The organism is Brochothrix thermosphacta DSM 20171 = FSL F6-1036, assembly GCF_036884295.1.
Taxonomy (GTDB): domain Bacteria; phylum Bacillota; class Bacilli; order Lactobacillales; family Listeriaceae; genus Brochothrix; species Brochothrix thermosphacta.
The window spans coordinates 1612820-1637316 of the sequence record NZ_CP145608.1 but is presented as its reverse complement, the minus strand read 5'-3'; the positions used below and the strand labels follow the sequence as shown (position 1 = coordinate 1637316).

Annotated in this window: 23 protein-coding genes, 1 pseudogene and 1 other annotated feature; of the genes and pseudogenes, 21 read left to right on the top strand and 3 right to left on the bottom strand. The window is 37.7% G+C overall.

Annotated elements, in window-relative coordinates; translation table 11 throughout:
- The first annotated feature begins 48 nt into the window (after positions 1–48).
- From V6S17_RS08225 to V6S17_RS08175, 12 genes and pseudogenes are all read left to right on the top strand, one after another.
- A complete protein-coding gene (locus V6S17_RS08225) occupies positions 49–432 on the top strand; it encodes an OsmC family protein (RefSeq protein ID WP_036027598.1) in 384 nt (127 codons plus the stop codon).
- Between the two features lie 63 nt (positions 433–495).
- Positions 496–750, top strand: a binding site (T-box leader).
- A 75-nt stretch (positions 751–825) separates the two neighbouring features.
- Positions 826–2175 carry an anthranilate synthase component I gene (gene trpE, locus V6S17_RS08220; protein ID WP_036027597.1) on the top strand — a complete coding sequence of 450 codons (1350 nt, stop codon included), beginning with the start codon at positions 826–828 and terminating at the stop codon, positions 2173–2175.
- Positions 2156–2656 (top strand): annotated as a pseudogene (locus tag V6S17_RS12690) (anthranilate synthase component II); the annotation flags it as partial. The gene trpE and the pseudogene V6S17_RS12690, both read left to right, overlap by 20 nt.
- A 42-nt stretch (positions 2657–2698) precedes the next feature.
- Positions 2699–3754, top strand: a complete 1056-nt coding sequence (trpD, locus tag V6S17_RS08215) for an anthranilate phosphoribosyltransferase (RefSeq protein WP_422388461.1) — start codon at positions 2699–2701, stop codon at positions 3752–3754.
- Positions 3751–4491 (top strand): indole-3-glycerol phosphate synthase TrpC, encoded by a 741-nt coding sequence (gene trpC, locus V6S17_RS08210; protein WP_029092181.1) that lies wholly within the window; start codon positions 3751–3753, stop codon positions 4489–4491. The genes trpD and trpC overlap by 4 nt, the downstream gene beginning before the upstream one ends.
- Entirely contained in the window at positions 4491–5081 is a 591-nt protein-coding gene (locus V6S17_RS08205) for a phosphoribosylanthranilate isomerase (RefSeq protein ID WP_029092180.1), read from the top strand. The genes trpC and V6S17_RS08205 overlap by 1 nt, the downstream gene beginning before the upstream one ends.
- Positions 5071–6270, top strand: a complete 1200-nt coding sequence (gene trpB, locus V6S17_RS08200; RefSeq protein WP_029092179.1) for a tryptophan synthase subunit beta — start codon at positions 5071–5073, stop codon at positions 6268–6270. The genes V6S17_RS08205 and trpB overlap by 11 nt, the downstream gene beginning before the upstream one ends.
- Before the next feature lies 1 nt (position 6271).
- Complete coding sequence (trpA, locus tag V6S17_RS08195; protein WP_036027595.1) at positions 6272–7015, top strand: tryptophan synthase subunit alpha; 744 nt, start codon at positions 6272–6274, stop codon at positions 7013–7015.
- A 103-nt stretch (positions 7016–7118) separates the two neighbouring features.
- Positions 7119–8402 carry a GTPase ObgE gene (gene obgE / locus V6S17_RS08190; RefSeq protein ID WP_029092177.1) on the top strand — a complete coding sequence of 428 codons (1284 nt, stop codon included), beginning with the start codon at positions 7119–7121 and terminating at the stop codon, positions 8400–8402.
- Between the two features lie 68 nt (positions 8403–8470).
- A complete protein-coding gene (pheA, locus tag V6S17_RS08185; RefSeq protein ID WP_029092176.1) occupies positions 8471–9313 on the top strand; it encodes a prephenate dehydratase in 843 nt (280 codons plus the stop codon).
- 313 nt (positions 9314–9626) lie between these two features.
- Entirely contained in the window at positions 9627–10310 is a 684-nt protein-coding gene (locus V6S17_RS08180; protein ID WP_029092175.1) for a response regulator transcription factor, read from the top strand.
- Entirely contained in the window at positions 10307–11782 is a 1476-nt protein-coding gene (locus V6S17_RS08175) for a HAMP domain-containing sensor histidine kinase (RefSeq protein WP_029092174.1), read from the top strand. The genes V6S17_RS08180 and V6S17_RS08175 overlap by 4 nt, the downstream gene beginning before the upstream one ends.
- An 89-nt stretch (positions 11783–11871) precedes the next feature.
- Here the strand turns inward: V6S17_RS08175 and V6S17_RS08170 are convergent, their stop codons facing one another.
- Positions 11872–12156 (bottom strand): acylphosphatase, encoded by a 285-nt coding sequence (locus tag V6S17_RS08170; RefSeq protein ID WP_051457210.1) that lies wholly within the window; start codon positions 12154–12156, stop codon positions 11872–11874.
- Positions 12157–12260: 104 nt separating this feature from the next.
- On the opposite strand from V6S17_RS08170, the gene V6S17_RS08165 reads away from it, so the two are divergent.
- From V6S17_RS08165 to V6S17_RS08125, 9 genes are all read left to right on the top strand, one after another.
- Positions 12261–12572 (top strand): DUF1033 family protein, encoded by a 312-nt coding sequence (locus tag V6S17_RS08165; protein ID WP_036027668.1) that lies wholly within the window; start codon positions 12261–12263, stop codon positions 12570–12572.
- 154 nt (positions 12573–12726) lie between these two features.
- On the top strand, positions 12727–13233 hold the full coding sequence (locus V6S17_RS08160; RefSeq protein WP_029092172.1) for an SMI1/KNR4 family protein: 507 nt from the start codon (positions 12727–12729) through the stop codon (positions 13231–13233).
- Positions 13234–13470: 237 nt separating this feature from the next.
- Positions 13471–14535 (top strand): BMP family lipoprotein, encoded by a 1065-nt coding sequence (locus V6S17_RS08155; RefSeq protein WP_029092171.1) that lies wholly within the window; start codon positions 13471–13473, stop codon positions 14533–14535.
- 87 nt (positions 14536–14622) lie between these two features.
- On the top strand, positions 14623–16143 hold the full coding sequence (locus V6S17_RS08150; protein ID WP_029092170.1) for an ABC transporter ATP-binding protein: 1521 nt from the start codon (positions 14623–14625) through the stop codon (positions 16141–16143).
- Positions 16136–17185 (top strand): ABC transporter permease, encoded by a 1050-nt coding sequence (locus V6S17_RS08145; RefSeq protein ID WP_029092169.1) that lies wholly within the window; start codon positions 16136–16138, stop codon positions 17183–17185. Before V6S17_RS08150 ends, V6S17_RS08145 begins: the two co-directional genes overlap by 8 nt.
- Positions 17186–17188: 3 nt before the next feature.
- Positions 17189–18136: an ABC transporter permease gene (locus tag V6S17_RS08140; RefSeq protein ID WP_029092168.1), complete on the top strand. Its 948-nt coding sequence runs from the start codon at positions 17189–17191 to the stop codon at positions 18134–18136.
- Between the two features lie 170 nt (positions 18137–18306).
- Positions 18307–19092, top strand: coding sequence for a M15 family metallopeptidase (locus V6S17_RS08135; RefSeq protein WP_244877115.1), 786 nt, complete (start codon positions 18307–18309; stop codon positions 19090–19092).
- 325 nt (positions 19093–19417) lie between these two features.
- Positions 19418–19852, top strand: a complete 435-nt coding sequence (locus V6S17_RS08130) for a hypothetical protein (RefSeq protein WP_029092166.1) — start codon at positions 19418–19420, stop codon at positions 19850–19852.
- Between the two features lie 301 nt (positions 19853–20153).
- Positions 20154–21143 carry a LacI family DNA-binding transcriptional regulator gene (locus tag V6S17_RS08125; protein ID WP_029092165.1) on the top strand — a complete coding sequence of 330 codons (990 nt, stop codon included), beginning with the start codon at positions 20154–20156 and terminating at the stop codon, positions 21141–21143.
- Positions 21144–21754: 611 nt separating this feature from the next.
- Here V6S17_RS08125 and V6S17_RS08120 read toward each other — a convergent pair.
- Positions 21755–22576, bottom strand: a complete 822-nt coding sequence (locus V6S17_RS08120) for an endonuclease/exonuclease/phosphatase family protein (protein ID WP_029092164.1) — start codon at positions 22574–22576, stop codon at positions 21755–21757.
- A gap of 1 nt (position 22577) precedes the next feature.
- On the bottom strand, positions 22578–24230 hold the full coding sequence (locus V6S17_RS08115; protein WP_029092163.1) for a PTS transporter subunit IIBC: 1653 nt from the start codon (positions 24228–24230) through the stop codon (positions 22578–22580).
- Positions 24231–24497 lie beyond the last annotated feature (267 nt).

The following is a 24497-nucleotide window of genomic DNA, read 5'->3' as shown; positions in this document are numbered from 1 at the left end:
ATAAACCTATAAAATAAAACACAGTAACTTTATAGGAGATGACAAGCTATGATTGAACTTTTACCAGGAAAAGATGGATTAGAAATTGCTTTACCAGAAGGAAAAATGGTTTTGAAACGTGATTTAGGTTATTCACCAGTCGAATTAACAGTTGTTGCAGTATCTGCATGTGCAACCTATGTATTAGAAAGTATTCTAGATAAACAACACGTAACATATGAAATTTTGAAAACAACAATGACGTATGAACGTAACGAAGAAAAACGTGCAAATCCAATCAAATCGATCGATATTACATTCGAAATTCGTGCAGATGAATCAGCACATGCTAAAATTCAAAAAGCAACACGCTTGATTGCTGGTAACTGCCCTGTTATCCAAACATTAGATGAAGATGTTGAAGTAATAGAAGAAATTGTATTTGTCGATTAAATAAATACGGACTTGCATTTCTGAATCAAGTAATGTATGATAGTCCTAAGTTAGTTAAACAGATATAAATCGTTGAGAAAGAGTAGTAGTTATATGGTTAAGTACCTTTGAGCGAGTCGGAATAGTGAGAGCCGATAGGTACACCTATAATGAATGGACTTTCGAGAGATTTGCTGAAATTAAAGTAAGCAAATTCGGGATCTCCCGTTACAGAGATAGGATATGTTAGTATCCAAAGAGTGAGGAGTTACAAGATAAAAGCCATAGTGTTTTTCTTTGCTTCTAATTGAGGTGGCACCGCGATAAAACGTCCTCTTACAAGAGACCAATCTGGTTTTTTGTAAGAGGACGTTTTTTTGTTTTACTGATTAACTATAAAAGAGGAGGCATCTTATGCCATTATACATTAAAGAAATAGAAGCGGATGAATTAACACCAGTACGTGTGTTCAAGCAATTAACAGGCAAAAATAAAGCATTACTTGAAAGTTCATTAAAATTTGGATTGAACGGCCGTTACTCATTTATCAGTCAAAATCCAGTGGATAAAATCACGTTAACAGAAGGCAATACAGCATATAATGGTCGACCAAGCACTGCATTATTTTTGGATGAAGTTGAAAAAAGAATGTCAGAAAATGTTGTGAATGATCATCGTTTTCCATTTATCGGTGGTGCGCTTGGATATGTTGGATATGAAACGATTCATCAATATGAAAACATTGGCGAGTATCTTCCAGATCCGTTAGATTTGCCGGAAGCACAGCTGTATCTATACAAAGAAATGGTAGTCTTTGATCACATCGACCAAACGGTTTTTATCACAAGTATTGAATCGCAAGAAAAAGTCGACGCGTTGGCAACAGAGCTACAAAAAGAATCGCAATTGTCGAAAGGTGAAGTACAAGTCACAGCTTTTACAAGTGCTATTGGACAAAGTGCTTTTGAGGAAATGGTTGAAACAGCACAAGCGGCTATTCGTCAAGGTGAAATTTTCCAAGTGGTCCCCTCACAACGCATGAGTGCAAACTATACAGGTGATACCTTTGAAATCTATCGTCGTCTGAAACGTCGGAATCCTTCCCCTTACTTATATTATCTTGAGATGGATGGGTGTACGATTATTGGATCATCACCAGAAAGTGTGGTTGCTGTTCATGGTCAAACGATAACGATGAAACCAATCGCAGGAACGAGACGACGAGGTGCAACACCAGCTGAAGATGATATTTTAGCCGCTGAGCTGATGGCTGACGAAAAAGAAGTGGCAGAGCACACAATGCTTGTTGATTTAGCAAGAAACGATGTTGGACGGATGGCAGAAAATGGAACAGTTGAAGTCACAAAATTAATGACTGTTGAAAAGTACAGTGATGTGATGCATATCGTTTCAGAAGTAAGTGCGATTTTAAAACAAGGACATACGGCTTTCGATGCATTGCGTGCAGGATTACCAGCTGGAACTGTGAGCGGTGCACCAAAAATTGCAGCGATGCGTTTAATTAATCAAATGGAACAGGTTAAACGTGGCATATACAGTGGGGGTGTGGGTTACTTCTCATTTAATGGTGATATGGATTTTGCCTTGGCCATTCGAACAATGGTTGTGAAGGAAGAGACCTTACATGTACAAGCTGGCGCCGGTGTTGTACTGGATTCAGTACCAGCAAAAGAATACGAAGAGACATTAAATAAAGCGAAAGCATTGATGGAGGTAGCGCGTTATGATTCTTTTAATCGATAATTATGATTCATTCACATACAATATTTATCATCAATTAACAAAAGCTGGTGAAGAGGTAGAGGTGGTGCGTAACGATGCCATCACGATTGCAGAAATTAAGCAAAAACAACCGATAGGTATTGTGTTATCACCAGGTCCGGGTCGACCGGAAGATGCGGGGATTTGTATTGCTATTATTAAAGAATTAGGTGAGACATTCCCTATTTTAGGAATTTGCTTAGGTCATCAAGCATTAGCAAGTGCCTATGGTTATAAAGTAACGACTGCCCAACAAATCAAGCACGGGAAAACAAGTAAGGTTTTACATGATAATACCGGTATCTTTAAAGAAATGCCCGATGGTTTTGAAGCGATGCGTTACCATTCCTTGATTGTTGAAGAAGCAGGTTTGGAAGAAACGTTTGATATCGTTGCTCGTGCAGAAGATGATCGTGAAATCATGGGAATAACGCATCGTGAGCTGCCTTTGTATGGTTTGCAATTTCATCCTGAATCAATCGGAACAAAAGAAGGCCAACGTTTAATTGAAAACTTTGTTGCACGTTGCCGTACAAAAGTTCCGTTTACAAACTACTTAACATTATTAACAGAGGGCCATGATTTATCAATGGATGAAGCCCGTGTCGCAGGTAATCGTTTATTTGACAATACGTTATCTGATAGTGAAGTAGCCGCTTTTTTAATCGCTTTAAAAGTGAAAGGTGAAACAGCACCGGAAATAGCTGGGATTGTGCAAGCGATGCGTGCACATGCCATGCCACTGCCACAAAAACATCGAGAATTAATGTGTAATTGCGGTACCGGTGGTGATCGTTCTGGAACGTTCAATATTTCAACGACCTCTGCATTCGTGATTGCAGCCGCAGGTGTAAAAGTAGCGAAACACGGCAATCGTTCGATTTCTAGTAAAAGCGGAAGTGCTGATGTGTTAGAAGCCGTTGATGTTTCTTTAAATGCAAGTGCAACAGAAATCGATCGTCAATTACAAAGAAACGGTATGACATTCTTATTTGCACCGCATGTGCATCCGCATTTGGGGCAAGTGATGCGCGTGAGACGTTCGTTAGGGATACCGACAATTTTCAATATCATCGGCCCTTTAACAAACCCTTATCAGTTAGACTATCAAGTGGTGGGTGTTTATCGTCGAGATTTAGTTGAACCGATGGCAGAAGTATTAGTGGCATTAGGTCGTAAAAAAGCGATTGTTGTACATGGTTATGGTGGTCTTGATGAAGCCTCATTAGAAGGTGAGAACACGCTGGCAATCGTTGAAAACAACAGCTATAAAGTGACAACATTAGACCCACAAAAATTGGGGATGACACAACGGTTGAATAGTGAATTAGTCGGTAAAGATGTGGCTTTTAATGCAGAAATATTAAAAAATGTGCTCGCTGGTGAAAAAGGTGCGTATCGTGAAGCGGTTGTGTTAAACAGTGCAATTGGCCTAGTGGCCGCACAACGAGCGGATTCATTTGAAGAAGCTATCCTATTAGCAGAAGCAGCAATCGATTCAAATGAAGCATTGGAACACTTACATTACTTACAAAAAACAACGGGGGCGATTGAAGCATGAGTATTTTAGAGGATATTATTACAAAAAATAGTGAACGAGTAGCAAAATATGCCAGTGAAACACATACGATAAACTTGCACAATACAGCAGTCTTTACTAATAATACGAATAATAATCCATTTCGTCTCATTGCTGAAATCAAGCGCGCATCGCCATCAAAAGGCATGATTGATGAAAATGTGGACGTTGTCGCACAAGCTAAAAGATACGAAGCCTTAGGGGCAAGTGCTATTTCAGTATTATGCGAACCTTATTATTTTAAGGGTGATTTTGCTGACCTAATTGCCATTCGTAAAGCAGTGAAACTGCCGTTATTATGTAAGGATTTTGTGACAACCTCAGCGCATCTGTTGAAAGCTAAAAGTGCAGGCGCAAATATTGTATTATTAATAGTAGCTGCTTTGTCACCAGAAAAACTCCAAAGCTTATACCACTTTGCTCGAGAGTTAGCATTAGATGTATTAGTAGAAGTACATGATGAAAATGAATTAGAACAAGCTTTGTTGTTGAATCCTCAAATGATTGGTATTAACAATCGGAGCTTAAAAACCTTTGCTGTAGATCTAGCAACGACCAAACGTTTAAAAACATTAATACCTGATAATATTACGGTTATTTCGGAAAGCGGGATGCTAAGTCCGGCTGATATTTTAAAAATAAAAGCTGTAGGAGTTGACGGTGTATTGATTGGTGAAGGGATGATGCGCCAAGCGGATGTTTTAAAGGAGGTCTTTTAATGACTAAGATTAAAATTTGTGGTGTGATGGACACGGCTACGGCGTTAACCGTAGTCGAAGCAGGAGCTGACTATATCGGTTTTGTACTTGCTCCAAGTCGGCGTAAAGTTTCTTTTGAAGAAGCCAAAAAAATTCGTTGTGTGATACCTTCTAGAGTGAAGGTGATCGGTGTGTTTGTTTCACCAACAACTGCTAACATACTAGAAGCGATTGAAACCATCCATCTTGATGGTGTTCAAATTCATGGAGAGGTGCCGGTGTTAGAAAATATCACGGTACCAGTTATTAGAGCAGTTCCTCTCGCTAAATTAGAGGAAGCGATTGCCTATCAAGCGGTTTTAGTCGATTCACCTCAACCAGGTAGTGGGACTGTTTTTGATTGGACGCAATTGCATAAGGTAAAACACCCCGATCTATGGTTAGCTGGAGGATTGTCAGCTGAAAATGTCGGGGAAGCGATTGAAAATGTAAAGCCGACAGTTGTTGATGTGAGTAGTGGTGTTGAAACCGATGGTAAGAAAGATGTAACAAAAATCAGAGCATTTATTCAGACGGTGCGATCTAAGGAGGACGAAAACAATGACTTATAATTATCCAGATGAAGGTGGCCATTTTGGCGAATACGGCGGACGTTATGTACCAGAAGTATTAATGGAATCAGTATTGGAATTGAATGACGCCTATAAAAAATACCAAGACGATTCAGCGTTTAAAAAAGAACTCGCTTATTACTTAGAAGAGTATGTTGGTCGTGAAACACCGCTTTATTTTGCTGAACGCTTAACAGACTATGTGGGTGGTGCCAAAATTTATTTGAAGCGGGAAGATTTGAACCACACAGGTGCTCACAAAATTAACAATGCGTTGGGTCAAGCCTTATTAGCTAAACGAATGGGTAAGCGTAAAATTGTTGCAGAAACAGGTGCCGGTCAACACGGTGTAGCAACCGCGACAGTTTGCGCACTCTTTGATATGGAATGTACCATCTTTATGGGCGAAGAAGACATCGCTCGCCAACAGTTGAATGTTTTCCGAATGGAATTACTCGGTGCCACAGTTGTTCCGGTTACGAGTGGTGAAGGTTTATTAAAAGATGCAGTAAATGAAGCGTTGCGTTACTGGGTTGCACATGTTGATGATACTCATTATTTAATGGGCTCAGTATTGGGGCCACATCCTTTCCCACAAATGGTACGTGATTTCCAAAGTGTGATTGGAACTGAAATTAAACAACAAATTTTAGCGAAAGAAGGCCGTTTACCAGATGCTTTGGTTGCTTGTGTTGGAGGCGGTTCTAATGCGATTGGTACATTTTATCCTTTTATTGAAGATAAAGACGTGAAGCTTTATGGCGCTGAAGCAGGTGGTTCTGGTATTGAAACAGGCAAACATGCAGCAACGCTCACTGAGGGGCGTGTCGGTGCATTACATGGTTCGTTGATGTATTTACTTCAAGATAAAGCAGGTCAAGTAAGTGAAGTGTTTTCTATCTCTGCGGGACTGGATTATCCAGGAGTGGGACCAGAGCATAGTTTGTTACATGATTTGAAACGAGCGGAGTACCATGCAATTACAGATGACGAAGCGGTTGCCGCATTCACTTTGATGTCTCGTAAAGAAGGGATCATGCCAGCGTTAGAAAGCTCACATGCGATTGCATTAGCTTTAAAAATTGCAGCAGACATGCCAAAAGAGGAATTGCTTGTAATTACAGTATCAGGTCGTGGCGATAAAGATGTTGCCCAAATCAAAGAGCGTTTTGAGAAGGAGGGAAAATAAGATGAATGCGATTGAATCAAAGTTAGAGCAAACAGATAAAGCTTTTATTTCATACATGATGGGTAACGCAACGTTGGCAGCGGATTATGCAACATTAGTTGAACAAGGTACCAGCATTGTTGAAATAGGCGTGCCATTTACCGATCCAGTAGCCGATGGCGCTGTTATTCAAGCGGCAGGTTTAAAAGCGTTACGTGCAGGAATCACGCTGACGAGTATTTTCGAGACAATTGCTAAAATTCCTGTTAAAACAGCGCCAATTGTATTGATGACTTATTTGAATCCGATTTTTGCTATGGGTTATAAAACGTTCGCCAAAACGTGTCGCGAAACGGGTGTATCTGGTGTAATTGTGCCCGATCTACCATTTGAGGAAAATGCGACATTAAAAAAATATTTAGATGCTGAAAACATTATTTTAATTACATTGATTACTGCAACTACGACAGCAGAAAGGATGCAACGTATCATGCAAGAGGCGCGTGGTTTCATCTATGCAGTCACTGTCAAAGGTGTTACAGGAGAGCGACAAGCGTTCAGTGATGAAGTGTTTACATTCTTAGAAAAAGTTAAAAAATCAACAAAGGTGCCTGTTATGGCAGGGTTTGGTATTTCAACAGCAACGCAAGTCACTGAGATGTTACCGCATTGTGATGGTGTGATTGTGGGAAGTCGAATCGTGCATTTATTAGAAGAGAAACAAGCGGAGCAGATTGGTGAATTGATAGCAGCAATACGCGTCTGAACAAACAATCGACAACGTTTCCCCAACATAGACGTTTTACTTCTGCTTTCACATGCTATATAATAAAGAATAATGAAGTATAGAATTGAGGAAACTGAATATGATGTTTGTAGATGGAGTTAAGATATATGTAAAAGGCGGAGATGGCGGCGATGGTATGGTCGCTTTCCGTCGTGAAAAATTTGTTGCTAACGGTGGCCCTGCAGGTGGCGACGGTGGTAAAGGTGGATCTGTGGTATTTGAGGTTGAAGAAGGATTACGAACATTAGTCGACTTCCGCTACAAACGCCATTTCAAAGGTAATCCTGGAGAAAACGGTATGAGTAAAGGGATGCACGGACACGGCGCACCTGATTATGTTGTACCTGTACCTCCGGGCACGATTGTAAAAGATGCTGACACAGGTGAATTGCTTGCCGATTTAATCACTCATGGTCAACGTGCAGTCGTAGCGAAAGGTGGACGTGCAGGACGAGGTAACCGTCGTTTTGCAACACCAGCTAACCCAGCACCAGAAATTAGTGAAAACGGTGAACCTGGTCAAGAACGTAATTTAGAACTTGAATTAAAAGTATTAGCAGATGTTGGTCTTGTAGGTTTCCCGAGTGTGGGTAAATCGACATTACTCTCTGTTGTTACTGCAGCAAGACCTAAAATTGCAGATTATCACTTTACAACACTGACACCTAACTTAGGAATGGTAGATACACCCGATCACCGTAGTTTTGCGATGGCTGATTTACCAGGATTAATTGAAGGTGCATCACTCGGAGTTGGTTTAGGACATCAGTTCTTAAAACATATCGAGCGTACACGTGTTATCGTTCATGTTATTGATATGGCAGGAACTGAAGGCCGTGACCCGTATGATGATTTCTTGAAAATTAATGAAGAATTATCACAATATAACTACCGTTTGTTAGAGCGTCCACAAATTGTGGTAGCTAACAAAATGGATATGCCTGGTGCGGAAGAAAAACTAGTGACATTCAAGGAGCAAATCGAAGATAAATATCCGGTATTTGCTGTGTCGGCTTTAACTAAAACAGGTTTATCTAACATGTTGTTAGAAATAGCTAACAAACTTGAAACAACAGAATACTTCCCATTAAACGAAGAACCAACAGAAGATCAAATCGTAATGTACAAACATGAAGCTGAAAAACCTGAGTTTGAAATTTCACGTGGTTCTGATGCAGTATGGGTATTGAGCGGTTCAGAAATTGAACGTTTGTTTGCAATGACTAACTTTGATCGTGAAGTATCAGTCACACGATTCACACGTCAATTACGTTCGTTAGGTGTTGACCAAGCTTTGCGTGATCGTGGCGCTAAAGATGGCGATACAGTTCGTATTATTGAATTTGAATTCGAGTTTATGGATTAATATTAATCAAATGAAGGGGCAAGGTCAGTTAAATGACTTTGTCTTTTTTTATAAGGAGTGGGAATAGAGTGAATATTGGCTATTTAGGTCCGGTTGGGACTTTTTCATATCAAGTGGCGCACCGTGCTTTTCCAGAAGAGCAACACACAGCGTATACGACGATATCAGAATGTTTAGATGCAGTTGCGGCAAATGAAATCGATGTTTGTTTAGTGCCTTTTGAGAACGCAATTGAAGGGACAGTAAATGTAACGCTTGATTACCTTTATCAAAATGATGTGCCACCTATTCAGGCGGAGTATATTTTACCAATATCACAAAATATCATGGTGAATAAACAACGTTCAAGTGATTGGCAAGAAGCGACAACGGTTTTATCTCATCCGCAAGGTTTGGCGCAATGTCATGATTATTTAACCAAAAACTTCCCGCATATTAAACGTGAAGCAGTTTCTAGTACAGCCTTTGCGGCAGAATATGTGAGCACGCATCCAGATGAAAAAACGTTAGCAATCGCCCCTTTATTTGCGGCAGAGCATTATGATTTGGACGTCGTTCGTGCGAATGCGCAAGGAAATATGCATAATGAAACACGATTTATTGCGTTGAGTAATCGAAAATTAGCGATAACAGATGATCCAATTGAAACAAAAACAACCCTTTTATTAAAATTACCAGATAATGATTCAGGGACCTTGCATACGATGCTTTCAACATTTGCATGGCGTAATATCAATATGAGCAAGATTGAATCACGACCAACAAAAACGCGTCTAGGGCAATACTTCTTCCATATCGATTTAGATGTAGGTGCTGATAATCGATTGCTGGATAATGCGATGGTGGAAATATCATTATTAGGTGGCACTGTTAAAGTTTTAGGATCATACGATGTCTATAAGATAAAATAACAAGTAGCATTTTGGCTTTTTTGTCAAAGTGCTCTTTTTGCATTGTTGGATAAAAGTTAGTGTTAAAACGTAAGGAGATGTATTATCCTGTAAAAAACAGTCACTTGTGTTTATAAGGTGATTTGGTTTTACAATGTATTTCTCTTACAACTCACCCCTTATTTTAATGTAGTGGTGATAATATAAGTTTTAAGTATAAAAGATAAAAGAGGCAAAGCTTAGGATATAATGGGTCTTTAGATTTTGTAAAAGAGGCATCATATCGTTATAATAGAAATAAGTGAATGCTATTAAATCCGTTGGAGGTACAACAGTGAATAATATATTATTAGTTGAAGATGAAAAAAATTTAGCGCGTTTTGTTGAACTTGAATTAAAACATGAAAATTATAATGTAACCATTGCACATGACGGCCGTGAAGGTCTTGAATTGGCGTTAGAAGGTGAATGGGATGCGATTTTGTTAGATTTAATGTTACCAAGCTTAAATGGTATTGAGATTTGTCGCCGTATTCGTCAGCAGGAACAACAAACCCCCATTATTATGTTAACCGCAAGAGACAGTGTTATCGATCGTGTTTCTGGTTTAGACCATGGTGCGGATGATTATATTGTGAAGCCTTTTGCAATTGAAGAATTGTTGGCACGATTGCGTTCTTTATTGCGTCGTGTTGAAAATGCAGAACCCGCTCAAAAACAAACGAAGTTAAGTTACCGTGACTTAAACGTTGAAAAAGAAAGCCGGATGGTTCTAGTTGGCGAAGAAGTGATTGAATTAACAAAGAGAGAGTACGATTTGTTATTGACTCTAATGGAAAATATTAATATTGTGCTAACACGTGAAGTGTTATTAAATAAAGTCTGGGGTTATGAAACAGAAGTGGAGACCAACGTTGTAGATGTATACGTGCGTTATCTACGTAATAAAATTGATCGTCCAGGTGAAGAGAGTTATATCCAAACGGTACGAGGCACAGGGTATGTGATGCGCACATGAGAATTCATCAAATTCTCAACATGAAAAATCGTTCCTTAAAATATAAATGGATGTTGGGAACGAGTGTTGCCATCTTTTTAACCTTTTCTGTCTTTGCAGTCGCTATTTATCAAGGTGTATCTACCATGCTTCTTAATGAGGAAAAGAGTAAAGTTCAAACGGCACTTAATAACGTAACGTTTTCATTGACTGGTAAAAGTTGGCATCAAGTGAATGCCACTGATTTTCCAATTGATAGTGAAAGTTTAAATGAAAATATTTATAATCGTGGCTTAATTGTGCGGATTTTAAAGCCGGATGGTAGCACATGGTACCCAGCTCAATACGGTGGTGAACAGCAATATAATATTCCTCTTGAAAAAGTTGAAGCGATTACAGTTAAAGAAACGGTAAATAAAGGCAGTCGCGTTATCGTAGGTATTAAGCCTGTTTTAGAAAATAATGCTAAGATTGTGGGTTATGTACAAGTCATTAATCCGCTCACCAGTGTAAATTCATTAATGAAATATCTTTTTTGGACGTTACTGATTTTAGATATCATCGCATTGGTATTCAGTGCTATTTTGGGATATGTAATGGCCTTACATTTGTTGCAACCCATTAAAGATTTAGCGCGTTCGATGGTGAATAGTCAGGAAAATGGTTTTAAGGCACGCGTGAAAAATATTGATGCCGAAGATGAAATCAGTGAATTGCTTACTATTTATAATGATATGATGAGACGTATGGAAGTAACGTTTGAGCAACAAAAACATTTTGTTGAAGATGCTTCACACGAATTGCGAACACCTGTACAAATTATTGAAGGACACCTTAATCTCTTGAACAGATGGGGGAAAGATGATCCTGAAGTATTAGAAGAGTCCTTGAAGGCTTCGTTATTTGAAGTTAATCGTATGAAAAAACTTGTACAAGAAATGCTTGATCTTTCAAGAGCTGAACAAGTTTCTAATACTGCCGAACTACAGATTACTAATCTTAACGAAGCGGTAGAACAAGTTAAACGAAATTTTGAAATATTGCACGACGATTTTAATATTACGTATGATTATAATCCAGATATTGTGTTGCGTTCATTAATCTTAAGAAATCATTTAGAACAAATTTTGATTATCTTATTTGATAACGCTGTGAAATATTCAAATGGTTTGTCAGAAATAAATATTACGCTTGAACAAATCGGTAATCGTGCTGTTATTAAAGTGAAAGATCACGGTGTTGGTATTGATCCTTCAGAGTTAGACAAAGTATTTAACCGTTTTTATCGTGTGGACAAAGCAAGAACACGTGAAGTGGGTGGAAATGGTTTAGGTCTAGCGATAGCGAAGCAATTGGTCGTGAGTTATAAAGGAACTATTTCAGCAGATAGTGTTGTGGGTGAAGGTACAACTGTCAGCGTTTCACTACCTATCATGGAAGAAGAGGTCATTCAAACTGCTCGTAAAAAACCGCTGAAGAAAAATAAATTATAAAAATAGTTTTATCTAAAAAAAGGCAAAAAAGCGACAGTTTCACTACCTTTCTGAATTTCAGCTGAAGGTGTGCTAAACTGTCGCTTTTTTCAATAAATAATTGTGAAATCTGTTTGTATTGGAGGTTCAATATCCCAAGTTGTTTCTAGTTTAGTCACTCGAGCTGAAGGTGTGGGACCTTTTTTTAATTTATCAATAAAGGTAATTATGTCATGTTTATTACCTTTAACGTGAATTAAAACTGAGTAATCAGGCATGTTTTTAACCCAGCCACTAAGGCCCAAGGAACGTGCGATAAAAAGTGTGCCATAACGGAAGCCAACACCTTGAACTGTACCATATGCTTGTATCTCACAAGTAGTTAAATTATCCAAAAAAATCACACCTTTCTTTATAGTTCTAGTGTAGCGTAAAACAGATAAGTTGAAAAGAGTAAATAAACACGCTACTATTTAAGAGAGATAAAGGAGTGTGGACGATGACACGTTGGCAAATTATTCAAACAGAAAGTTTTAATGAACCTTGGTGGTTCTTCGATGATTGGCAAGAAGATATCGTTTTAGAACTTGAGGCAACAACACGTGAAGAAGCGAAAGCTCTCTATATAGAGGCATTTACGAAATTGCATGATACATACGGATATCAACAAGTTAAAAAAAATACATTAGCCGCATTCTGGTGTGATGAAGAAAAATGTTTTTGTGAAGAATGTGACGATGATTTGCAAGTTTATCATGGCTTACTAGTCTTGAAAGACGGCGAACATGACCCGGATTTAATCAGCAACTAGTCTGTTTGGATAGATAATTATAATAGTTTGAGGTAAACCCTTTTAAATATATTCGAAACATATTATAATGAATATAAGTAAATATGTAAGTCAGACTAAAACACCTTAATGGAAGAACATAATATAAAAAATAACTGAAAAGAGTGAGAGCTAATTGCAGCCTATATTAGGAAGTGCTATTGAAGAATTTATCGAGATATCTGAAGATGCGGACATAAAGTTAACAAGTCGTAAAGCCACAAAAGAAGAATTGAAGATGTTAGAAAGTGAGCTTCCGGTCAAGTTGCCTCAATGGTACCGCGATTTAATCGGTGATTATCCGATCATTAACTTGGAAGTTAAGTGGAATGTTGAAACAACTAACCCGAGTTATAGTGGTGAAACAGCCATTGAATTTTTTGAGCCGCAATATATTATAGAAGAAACGATGGAAGAATTCCCTGGCATTGATTTGGTTCATTTGAACTACATCTGTATTGGGAGTGAACCTGCCGGCACTGGAGATAACTACTATATTCGATTAGATGATGAAGATCCTACGCTGTATCAATTTCCAATCCCAATTGGAAGCGACGAAACTGAACCATTGTTAGAACGTCGTATTCAAATTGCTGAACATATCAGCGATGTTTTTCGCGAAGCAATAAAAACAATCCAATAAAAACAGCTTGTTTTAGATAAAGAGTACAGCAAATATGCTGTGCTGTTTATCTAGCGGTCTAATTTAACGGAATATTCAGAAAAGTGGGAATTTAAAAAAATGTTGAATTAGCTATTTATTTATTATCAATCTCATGATATATTCTAATGAGTAATTAAAACACGTAAATTTTTCTATGTAAGCAATTACAACAATCGTGTTTTTTACAAAAAAGAGGAATTAGGGGAGGAACAACTGATGAAAAAACGCTCGTTAGCAGTTGTATTAATTATGGTTGTCGTTTTATCTTCATTCTTAGCAGCATGTGGAAACAAATCTTCAAAATCAGATGATGCTAAAAAAGATGACAAATTTACAGTAGCAATGGTTACGGATCAAGGTGGGGTAGATGACCGTTCGTTTAACCAGTCAGCATGGGATGGACTTCAAAAATTCGGTAAAGATAACGGCTTAGAAAAAGGCAAGTCAGGTTATGATTATTTCCAATCTGCAAATGAAGCAGATTACAAAACAAACTTGAACAGTGCAATTCGTAGCAATTTTGACCTTGTTTTTGGTGTAGGGTTCCAGTTAACTAAAGCTGTTACTGAAACTGCTAAACAACAAAAAGATGCACATTTCGCTTTAATCGATGATGTTGTCGAAGGCGTAGATAACATCGCAAGCATTCGTTTTGCTGACAATGAAGGTGCCTTCTTAATGGGTGTAATTGCTGGTTTAACAACTAAAACGAATCATGTAGGTTTTATCGGTGGTATGGAAGGTGAAGTTGTAGGGCGTTTTGAGGCAGGATTCAAAGCGGGCGTTAAAGAAGTAAATCCTAAAGCTAAAATTGATGTGAAATACGTTGGTTCATTTGTTCAAGCGGACAAAGGACAACAAATTGCAGCAACAATGTACAGCAACGATGCTGATATCATTCTTTCAGCAGCAGGTGCATCAGGTAATGGTGCCTTTACAGAAGCTCGTAACTTGAAAAAAGAAGATTCATCACGTGAAATTTGGTTCATGGGTGTTGACCGTGATCAAGCAGATCAAGGTGAAGTCAAAGTTGATGGTAAAACATTCAACGTGGCTTTAGCATCTCAAATCAAACGTGTTGATATCGCAGTAGAAGAGACATCTAAATTAGCTAAAGATGGTAAATTCCCAGGTGGAAAAACAATCGTTTATGGCTTAGATAAAGATGCTGTTGGTATTGCTGATTCAACTGATAACATTGATAAAAAAGTGTTAGACAAAGTTAAAGAGTACAAAGAAAAAATCATTTCTGGTGATGTAAAAGTTCCAGAAAAACCATAGTAAAAAAATCAAATGATAATAAGAATAAGCTGGTCATTCCGATGTCCAGCTTTTTCAATTAAAAAATTAATTTTAGGAGGGCGCCTTTTGGAATATGTAGTTGAGATGTTAAATATTCGTAAACAGTTTGGCGACTTTGTAGCAAATAACAATATTAATTTACAGGTTAAACCTGGTGAAATTCATGCATTATTAGGTGAAAATGGTGCTGGTAAATCAACATTAATGAACGTGTTATTTGGTTTATACGAACTTGACGGTGGCGAAATAAGAGTAAAAGGTAAAAAGGAAAATATTACAAGTCCTAATAAGGCGAATGATTTAGGTATTGGTATGGTTCATCAACATTTTATGTTAGTGGATAAATTTACAGTCGCTGAAAATATTATTCTTGGACATGAGCCATCACGTTTAGGCTTAATTAATAAAAAAGAAGCAATTAAAGAAATTGAGGCACTTTCTAACAAGTATGGCTTACAAATTGATCCGCATAAACGCATCGATCAAATTGGTGTTGGTATGCAACAACGTGTCGAAATTCTTAAAACGCTTTATCGTGGTGCAGATATCCTCATATTTGATGAGCCTACAGCTGTGTTAACGCCACAAGAAATTATTGATTTAATGGGAATTATGAAATTGCTGGTTAAAGAAGGCAAATCAATTATTTTAATCACGCATAAGTTGAAAGAAATCATGACAGTATGTGATCGTGTGACAGTTATCCGTAAAGGTGAAGGTATTGGCACTGTAAACGTGGCACAAACCTCACCACAAGAACTTGCTAATATGATGGTTGGACGAGCAGTTCTGTTCTCAACCGCTAAAAAAGCGGCACATCCAACAGATGTTGTGCTATCTATTAATGACCTTGTGGTAGCGGAAGAAAAACATAAAATTGAAAAAGTATCTCATTTGAGTTTAGAAGTGAAGGCAGGCGAAGTTTTAGGCATTGCTGGAATTGATGGTAATGGTCAAACTGAGCTTATCGAAGCAATCACCGGTTTACGAAAAGTGAAGCACGGTACAATTCAATTAAACGGGGAAAAAATTCATAATTTAAAACCTCGCCAAATTACGGAAAAAGGTCTAGGACACATTCCAGAAGACCGCCACAAACATGGTTTAGTACTGGAGATGTCTCTAGCTAACAATATAGCGTTACAAACATACTATCAAAAACCATTAAGCAAACATGGTTTCCTTAATCAAAAAGAGATTGATCGTTTTGCAAATGGGTTAATCAAAGAATATGATGTCCGTACAAGTAGTGAACACGTTCCAGCCGGAAAATTATCTGGTGGTAACCAACAAAAAGCAATCATTGCGCGTGAGATTGATCGTTCGCCACAATTACTAATTGCAGCACAGCCTACTCGTGGTTTAGATGTAGGTGCGATTGAATTCATACATAAACGTTTGATTGAACAACGTGATCAAGGACGAGCAGTTGTTTTAATGTCGTATGAGTTAGAAGAAATTCTAAATGTAAGTGATCGAATTGCAGTTATTTATGAAGGACGTATTGTCGCAATTTTAGATGCAAAAGAAACAAACGAACAAGAATTAGGTTTATATATGGCTGGGGAGGTAAAAGCAAATGTCTAGACGTTTTCAAGGTTTAATCGTCCCTGTGGCATCGATTGTGCTAGGTTTGTTAATTGGTGCGATTATTATGCTAGCGTTCGGTTACGACCCAATAGCAGGCTATAGCGCCTTAGCCTATGGTGCATTCGGTAACAGTTATTATCTAGGTGAAACATTACGTTTAACAACACCTTATATTTTAACTGGTTTAGCGATAGCAGTTGCTTACAAAATGAACATGTTCAACATTGGTGCTCAAGGTCAGCTCTTAATGGGTTGGATAGGTGCCGTTTGGGCAGGAACACTGTTTGACTTCCCTAAATTTATTCACTTACCAATGGCAATTGTTGTCGGTGGTATCTGTGGTGCTTTATGGGCGTTGGTTCCAGGACTTTTAAAAGCATATCTTAAAGTAAATGAAGTTATCATCACAATTATGATGAACTATATTGCACTGTATATTTTTAACTGGTTGATTCATGATGTTTTCACAGATGGGAAAGATCAAACGGATGTTGTGAAAGAGACAGCGTCGTTAAAATCACCATTTTTAGAAAATATTACGCAATATTCAACATTGCACTGGGGTATAATTTTGTCACTCATATTTGCTGTTATCATCTGGGTATTTATGAAGAAAACAACAAAAGGTTATGAATTTGAAGCGATTGGTTTCAACGAAAATGCGGCAATGTATGCAGGAATGAATGTACGTCGTAACATCATTTTTGCAATGCTTATCTCTGGTTTCTTAGCAGGTACAGCAGGAGCAATGGAAGGTTTGGGTACATTTGGTTTTGCCTTTACTCAAGGTTCTGTATCAGGAATTGGGTTTGATGGTATTGCTGTTGCATTATTAGGAGCACTTTCACCAATCGGTATTGTATTTAGTGCCTTCTTATTCGCTGCATTAAATATTGGGAAAACAACAATTTCAGTTGAAGCAGGTATTCCGAATGAATTGGTAAATATTGTGATTGCGCTTATCATCTTCTTCGTTGCTGCAAGTTATATTATTCAATGGGTCATTGCGAAGATGGCTGCTAAGAAAGGTGGGCGTTAATACATGGATACTTTATCATTGATTGTTTCATCAACTTTATTAATGTCAGCACCGCTCATTTTCACAGCATTAGGTGGTTTACTTTCTGAACGTGCAGGTGTTGTTAATATCGGTCTTGAAGGTTTGATGATCATGGGTGCCTTTTCAGGTATCGTATTCAATTTAACCTTCGCTGATACATTTGGTGCTTGGACGACATTGCTAGCGACACTTTTTGCAATGGTATGTAGTGGTGTATTTGCACTCTTCCATGCGGTTGCAACGATTACATTCCGTGCCGATCACATTATCAGTGGTACAGCACTCAACTTCCTAGCATTAGGACTAACAGTCTTTTTAACAAAAATAATCTACGGAAAAGGTCAAACTGATACTATTTCACAAAACGTTGATTATAGTAACATTCCGATCTTGCAAGATATCCCGTTTATCGGGCAAATCTTTTTCCAACGTATTTCGTTCTATTCATACATCGCAATTATTGTAGCGATTGTGATCTGGTTTGTATTAAATAAAACAGTCTTTGGTCTACGTCTACGTTCAGTAGGTGAGCATCCATTGGCTGCTGACACAATGGGTATAAAAGTTAACCGTATGCGTTATATAGCGGTTATTATGTCCGGAATGTTAGGTGGTATTGGTGGTGCGCTTTACGCACAATCATTCACAAACAACTTCAATGCAACAACAATCGCAGGTCAAGGGTTTATGGCGCTAGCTGCCTTGATTTTCGGTAAATGGAATCCACTAGGTGCCCTAGGTGCCGGTTTATTCTTTGGTTTTGCACAATCATTAGCAGTAATCGGTGGTTCATTACCATTCTTCAGTCATTGGCCAACCATCATTATGCAAATTCTACCTTATGTTTTAACGATTTTAGCTCTAGCTGGTTTAATCGGGAAAGCGGAAGGTCCAAAGGCAAATGGTGTAAACTACGTCAAACCGAAGTAGCAAGGCTTAATACTAAAAGCAATATTCTATTATCCAATTGGGTAAGGGAATATTGTTTTTTTTTTTCACAAACTATTGGAAAAGTAGTGTAAAAGTGTTTAGAATAGAAGAAGTACTATAAGGGTTGCCAGATTAAAGACGTACCTGATATTTTAAGGGGGATTTACAACGTGAATAGATTACAGAAAACATTGCTTGTTTCAACTGCGTTATTATTACTTTTAGGTGGTTGTGCTAAAGAGACAACGGCTACAAAAGAAGAGGAAGCAAACAAGCAAGCAGCAGCAAAAGAGCAGGTTAAAAAAGAGCAAAAAGAGAAGGAAAATCAACCTGTTTTGAATAAAATTGGAGTGAAAACGTTGAAAGACCCGTCAAGTATCACTGCACTTGTGAATAAGCACAATAAATTTCCAGACAAATACACACCCAATGATTTAGTGTATCCCGATGTCCCGTTTGTATTTGGTAGTGAAAAGGTTGAACGTAGTATGTTACGTAAAGAAGCCGCTCAGCATTTAGAAACAATGTTCGCCGAAGCTAAAAAAGAGAACATTCATTTATCAGGCGTTTCTGCTTTTCGATCATATGAAACACAAATAGCGATTTTTGATGGTTATGTGCAACAAGATGGTAAAGCAGCAGCACTTACATACAGCGCCTTACCAGGTACAAGTGAACATCAAAGTGGCTTGGCCATCGATATTAGTAACGCAGCAGGTGAGTTTGCCGCTGAACAAGGTTTTGAAACAACAGCCGAAGGTAAATGGCTCGCAGCTAATTCGTATAAGTACGGCTATATCCTGCGTTTTCCAGATGGAAAAGAAGCAATTACAGGTTATGAATACGAATCTTGGCATTTCCGTTATATCGGAGTTGATCTCGCAAAAAAAGTATTTGATAGTAACTTAACCTATGAGGAATATGCAGATAAGCATCCTGAAGGAATCCTACAATAAAATGCTCGGTCATATTTTTGATTTACATTAAGAAAAACATAAAGGTCTTTGTATTAGTGCTGAGGGCACTTATACAAGGGCCTTTTTGATACATTGTATAAGTTAGCAACTGGATGTTTTCCTGTTAAAGGGACTTCATAACTAAAACATATCAAATAGTGGAGTAAGAAGAGTGTTAATTCGTATCTGTTCTCGGACGATGATTTAATGCTCATCGCCCTAGGAAATGGAAAATTATGATAAACTTATAAGGAGTATTGTTAGTGGAAATCTAACAAAAGTAGTTTTGAGTGGATAGCTATTGTAAAAAAGGAGCGATATAAACATGGATGATACGTTAAAAAGAATTGAAGGAACATGGGAAATTGTTGCGACTAATTTTCCGATGTGGACAAGTGGGAAAAATCATAATCCCCAAATTAGTTACAGTAAAGTTTCAGAAGATTCTAGTTATTTAACAGATACTGTTCAATTTGAAAAAAATGATAAAATACGAAAAATTATCGGCAGAGATTTATATCAGGGTGGAAAATTTATTTGGCGAGGAAAAGGCATATTAAAGCTCTTAAAAAGTGAGTGGTCAGTTATTTATCTTTCTGACGATGTATTGATGATAGAATTTGAAAAATCGTTGGTTACACCCTCTGGAATTGATGTATTGGTTAGAAAAGAATCAACAATTGATAGTAGGCAAGAGGTTTCAGACATTCTGTTGAAAACAAATAAGGTAGAAAAAAGTACTTTAGACGAACTGTTGTGACTGAATTGACTTAGGCTTAGTAACAACATCAAGAATAGTATGCTCTAATTAATGAGTCGAATGTTGCGCTCATTTAAAAATGATTTTACGACGAACAAAAACATTGGACAAGCAAGCAAGCAAAATATTTAAATATAACAAATATATATTTTTGATACCCTTGTGGGTTTAATCGATCAAACATTTTAATCAGATAAACGTTGTTTTAACAAGTTAATTACTACTTAGTGTTATCTATTTTAATGTTATATGTTATTCTAGAGATATATTATATATTAACAGTGAATGGGGATTGAAAAAGATGGTGACAATTAAAGATGTAGCAGCGTTAGCAGGTGTGTCAACATCAACAGCCTCGCGTGCCATGCATAACAATAAGGTCATTAGTGATGAAACAAAACAATTGGTTTTTAACGCGATGAAGGAACTGGGTTATGAACCAAACTATGCAGCACGTAATTTGGCGAATAAAACAAGCAATACAATTGGTGTTATTTTACCAGTCGCAGGACCTGAAATTTTTCAAAATCCTTTCTTTATGGAAATTATCCGAGGGATTAATCAAGAATGTAATCAGCGACAATACATGGTGACTATTGCCTCTGGAGATACGAATGAAGAATTGGCAGATAATGTGGCAACGATGGTGAAACGTGGAAGAATCCAAAACTTTATTTTATTGTATTCTAAAGTGAATGATCCTGTAGTTACTTATTTACACGATCAAAAAATCGGTTACACAGTTGTTGGAAAACCCGTTGATTATGAAAACGAAACACCTTATGTCGATAATGATAATATTTTGGCTGCAAAAGATGCGACTGAGTACTTAATTCAAGCAGGACATCAGAATATTTGTTTTGTGTATAACAATGAGGAGCAATTGGTAAGCTTAGACCGCTTTACAGGGTACCGACGAGCTATCCGCAGCGCAGATCTTGCTAATGAATACCAATATCAAGCGCCTGTTGATACAAGCCCAACAGACGTGGAAACATTTGGGTCATGGTTAAGTGAACATCCAGAAGTTACCGGATTTGTGACAAGTGATGATATCGTTGGATTGATGGTGCAACAAACCATTAATCAAACCGCAGATATACCACGTAAAGTTGTTAGTTTTAATAACTCTTTATTTTCACAAATGAGCAGTCCCGCCTTTAGTTCAATTGATATCCACGCGAAACAACTAGGTATAGAAGCCGTCTCGTTAATGATGAAATACATCGATAATAAAAACTCGCTCGTATCGAAGATAATTGTCCCACACCGCTTAATAGTGAGAGATTAAAAGTGAAAACACCTTATGTATTCTCTTGAAAATTGGAAGATTTGAAAATGAAAACAACCTGTTTGGTGTTGAAGATAGTGTAGAAAAAAGCATCAGGCTATCTAAGCCTGATGCTTTTTTTGAAATAGTTAAAAATATCGGTTGGTACAGTTCGAGAAAAAAACATTCGTTATACTAGAAATTTTAGTTGAGGTAGGCTGATGACCGAAAGAAAGCTTCATTTTCTGGAGACAAGACACCAAAGCTAGGGATACTAAAACTACAGTTTAAATTTCAGGTCTCGTTGTGGATTTTTTGTAGCGTTATGTAATTTTCAGATGTTTTATGTTGAAGTACTGGAGATGAAAAATACCGCTAAAAAGACAACTTTCCCAAGCTGAAGTTCTAGTGACTTTTTTGCAATAATTGAGTTCTTTTATGCATAAATTATCCCCAAACGTGTTTAGGTTAGGTGGAGTGCAAGTCACTACTATCATTCTTGAAATCAATTATAAATAGGAACTTAGTGTTTTTAATTTTTAAAACTAGTTATTTTACAGCGTAAAAAGACGCTAGTCACTAAATATAGTGACTAACGTCTGAGAGTATAAAAAGAAGATGAGCGTTTATTTTTATACGGTTGTAATCAATACACCGTAATGATCCGATATAATGGATTGGTTAGTTCCATTAAAGACGACTTCTGATTTTTCAACACCGAGAGGTTGATTGCAGAAGATGAAATCCAAACGTTTATTATCATCTGATGCTTTTTCACGCCAACCATCAATTGCACCACTGACAGTGAAACCAGCATCTCTTTCAAGTGCGAGGGTATAAGTATCATACCAACCATCAGCTAAAATTGTATCGTAACCTTGACCAGGCACATGAGCAGGGTTATTAAAATCGCCCATTAAGTAAAGTCGTCCCTGCTTTTTTGGAGCGAGATGTTCAGATAGTTTTGCCCATTGTGAAGCGAATTCACTACCGTCCGAACGCCACCACCCTGTATGAATGGAGTAAATCCAGTCGTTGTTATCTAATTGAACCCCAACGACTTGTCGGGTGTGATAATCATCGTACGCTTCTGTCGCAGAAATAAGTTGTGTTGCGATAGCGATAATCGGTTTTTTACTTAGTAAGGCAAGTCCTTCATCATAACGATCGTAGCCAATATGTGAAGGTAGCCAAGTGAAGTAATAATCACACGCTAACGTTGCTAAATGATTGATAACTTCTAGTGCAAAATTATCGTTTTTGAGTGGTATTGTTGAGCAGTTATAATAACGCGATGGTAATGTGGTAACCGTATCAGCTGCTATCGATTGGTTTACTTCTTGCAAAGCAATGACATCCACATCGTTATGACTAATGAAGTTCGCTAACGTAACAGCCTGTGGGCAATCATAATCGCCCATCAAGCTATGCGTATTTAATGTTAGAAATTTCATCTTATAAACCGAGCGTATCGTTGATATCAGATTTTAAAACATCAGCTTTTGGCCCATAAATGGCTTGAATACCGTTATCTTTTTTAACAAGACCCAAAGCACCTAATTTTTTCCAATCGGGTTCTTCGCCAACTAGAGAAGCGTCTTTAACTGTGACACGTAAACGAGTCATACAAGCATCAACATCAACGATATTCGTTGGACCACCAAGACAGTCGATGATACCTTGGACTTGTTTATCCTTAGAAGGAACGTTGTGAGGATTAGTTGAAGCGTCATCGTTTTCATTTTCAGGCATATCATCAATATAGTTACCTAAACGACCTGGTGTTGCAAATTTGAAACGACCAATTAAGAAGTAAGAGATAAAGTAAGCAATTCCGAAGAACACGATACAAGAAATAACATAGTTGATGATATCTAATCCTAAACCAGCTTTAAGTGAGAGCGGCAAACGTGTTAATAGTTCAAGGTTACCAAATGAGTGAACTCTTAAAGAGATTAAATCTGCTAGACCAAAACTTAAACCTTGAATTAAGGCATAAACAACATAAAGTAATGGCGCACAGAACATGAACATAAATTCAAGTGGTTCGGTTACACCTGTTAAGAAAACAGCAATTGCAGCTGAAAGGAATACTGATTTGTATTTTTTACGTTTGTCAGCATCAACACGACGGTACATAGCTAGAGCTATACCCATTAATGTTCCGGTTGCTCCAATCATTTGCCCAACTTTAAAACGAGCGGGTGTAATGGTATCAACAAGGTTGTTATATGAGGCACTGTCACCAATGCTGCTGAAGTGAGATAAGTCACTCGCCCAAGCTAACCACAATGGGTCTTGCCCGAAGACTTGTTGTCCGGCATTAGCCCCCGACATAATCGTATAAGTACCACCCAACGGTGTATAGTTAATCGGAATCGTCAACATATGATGTAAACCAAATGGTAACAAGAGTCGTTCAAGCGTCCCGTAGATGAACGGTGCGACAAAAGGAGCAGAGGCAGAAGAGGTTGCAATCCAGATTCCGAATTTATTGATTCCGGTTTGGATGACAGGCCATACAAGCGCCATTAAAAGTGCAATAATGATTGACCACAAGATAACTACGAAAGGAACAAAACGTTTCCCGTTAAAGAAAGCAAGCGCGTCAGGTAACTTACGATAGTTGTAATATTTATTGTAGAGATTTCCACCAAGGAAACCAGCAATAATACCGACGAATACACCCATATTTAGTGCAGGTGCACCTAATATTGAAGTGAAGTAACCTTCAACCAATATTTTAGTGCCGAATAAAGTAATTGTTGTAGCACCTTCAGTTGTTAACATTTCGGTATTAACACCGAAGATGGCACCGGTAATTGTATTAATAAGAATAAAAGCGATTAATGCAGCAAAAGCACCACCAGCTTTTTCTTTGGCCCATGAGCCCCCGATGGCAACCGCGAAGAGAATAGCGAGGTTAGTAATAATTCCCCAACCGATTTGTTCGGTGACACCACCGACACGTGTAAAGAATGCAATATCAAACATGGCGAATATTTTCCCGATACTGATCATTAAACCAGCAGCAGGCATAACAGCCACAACTACAAGTAATGTTTTACCAAATTTTTGCCAGAATTCAAATGATAATAGTTGTTTCATTTTTGTATTTCCTCCTAAATTTCGTTTTTATGCAAACGCTTGCCTAAAGTATAGATGGAATCGCTTGCAACTGTCAAGCGATTTTTAAAATAGTGTTTGAAACAGAGATGATTTGATGAATATAACGTCTAGGTATTGACAATGCAAACGGTTGCGTAGTATCATGTAATTGAGCAAATGAAAACGGTTTATTTGTAACGTTCGAAGTTGTAGAAAATGTGTTGCTACATAATATCTGTCGTTCCAGTCTTACTATTTATAAAACAG

Excerpts from the sequence above, each read along its gene's own strand:
- V6S17_RS08140 (WP_029092168.1), top strand. The coding sequence starts at position 17,189 with ATGGATACTTTATCATTGATTGTTTCATCAACTTTATTAATGTCAGCA.
- V6S17_RS08175 (WP_029092174.1), top strand. The coding sequence starts at position 10,307 with ATGAGAATTCATCAAATTCTCAACATGAAAAATCGTTCCTTAAAATAT.
- V6S17_RS08165 (WP_036027668.1), top strand. The coding sequence starts at position 12,261 with ATGACACGTTGGCAAATTATTCAAACAGAAAGTTTTAATGAACCTTGG.
- V6S17_RS08145 (WP_029092169.1), top strand. The coding sequence starts at position 16,136 with ATGTCTAGACGTTTTCAAGGTTTAATCGTCCCTGTGGCATCGATTGTG.
- trpB (WP_029092179.1), top strand. The coding sequence starts at position 5,071 with ATGACTTATAATTATCCAGATGAAGGTGGCCATTTTGGCGAATACGGC.
- V6S17_RS08130 (WP_029092166.1), top strand. The coding sequence starts at position 19,418 with ATGGATGATACGTTAAAAAGAATTGAAGGAACATGGGAAATTGTTGCG.
- V6S17_RS08225 (WP_036027598.1), top strand. The coding sequence starts at position 49 with ATGATTGAACTTTTACCAGGAAAAGATGGATTAGAAATTGCTTTACCA.
- V6S17_RS08155 (WP_029092171.1), top strand. The coding sequence starts at position 13,471 with ATGAAAAAACGCTCGTTAGCAGTTGTATTAATTATGGTTGTCGTTTTA.
- obgE (WP_029092177.1), top strand. The coding sequence starts at position 7,119 with ATGTTTGTAGATGGAGTTAAGATATATGTAAAAGGCGGAGATGGCGGC.
- V6S17_RS08120 (WP_029092164.1), bottom strand. The coding sequence starts at position 22,576 with ATGAAATTTCTAACATTAAATACGCATAGCTTGATGGGCGATTATGAT.
- trpE (WP_036027597.1), top strand. The coding sequence starts at position 826 with ATGCCATTATACATTAAAGAAATAGAAGCGGATGAATTAACACCAGTA.
- trpA (WP_036027595.1), top strand. The coding sequence starts at position 6,272 with ATGAATGCGATTGAATCAAAGTTAGAGCAAACAGATAAAGCTTTTATT.
- trpC (WP_029092181.1), top strand. The coding sequence starts at position 3,751 with ATGAGTATTTTAGAGGATATTATTACAAAAAATAGTGAACGAGTAGCA.
- V6S17_RS08125 (WP_029092165.1), top strand. The coding sequence starts at position 20,154 with ATGGTGACAATTAAAGATGTAGCAGCGTTAGCAGGTGTGTCAACATCA.
- V6S17_RS08115 (WP_029092163.1), bottom strand. The coding sequence starts at position 24,230 with ATGAAACAACTATTATCATTTGAATTCTGGCAAAAATTTGGTAAAACA.
- V6S17_RS08205 (WP_029092180.1), top strand. The coding sequence starts at position 4,491 with ATGACTAAGATTAAAATTTGTGGTGTGATGGACACGGCTACGGCGTTA.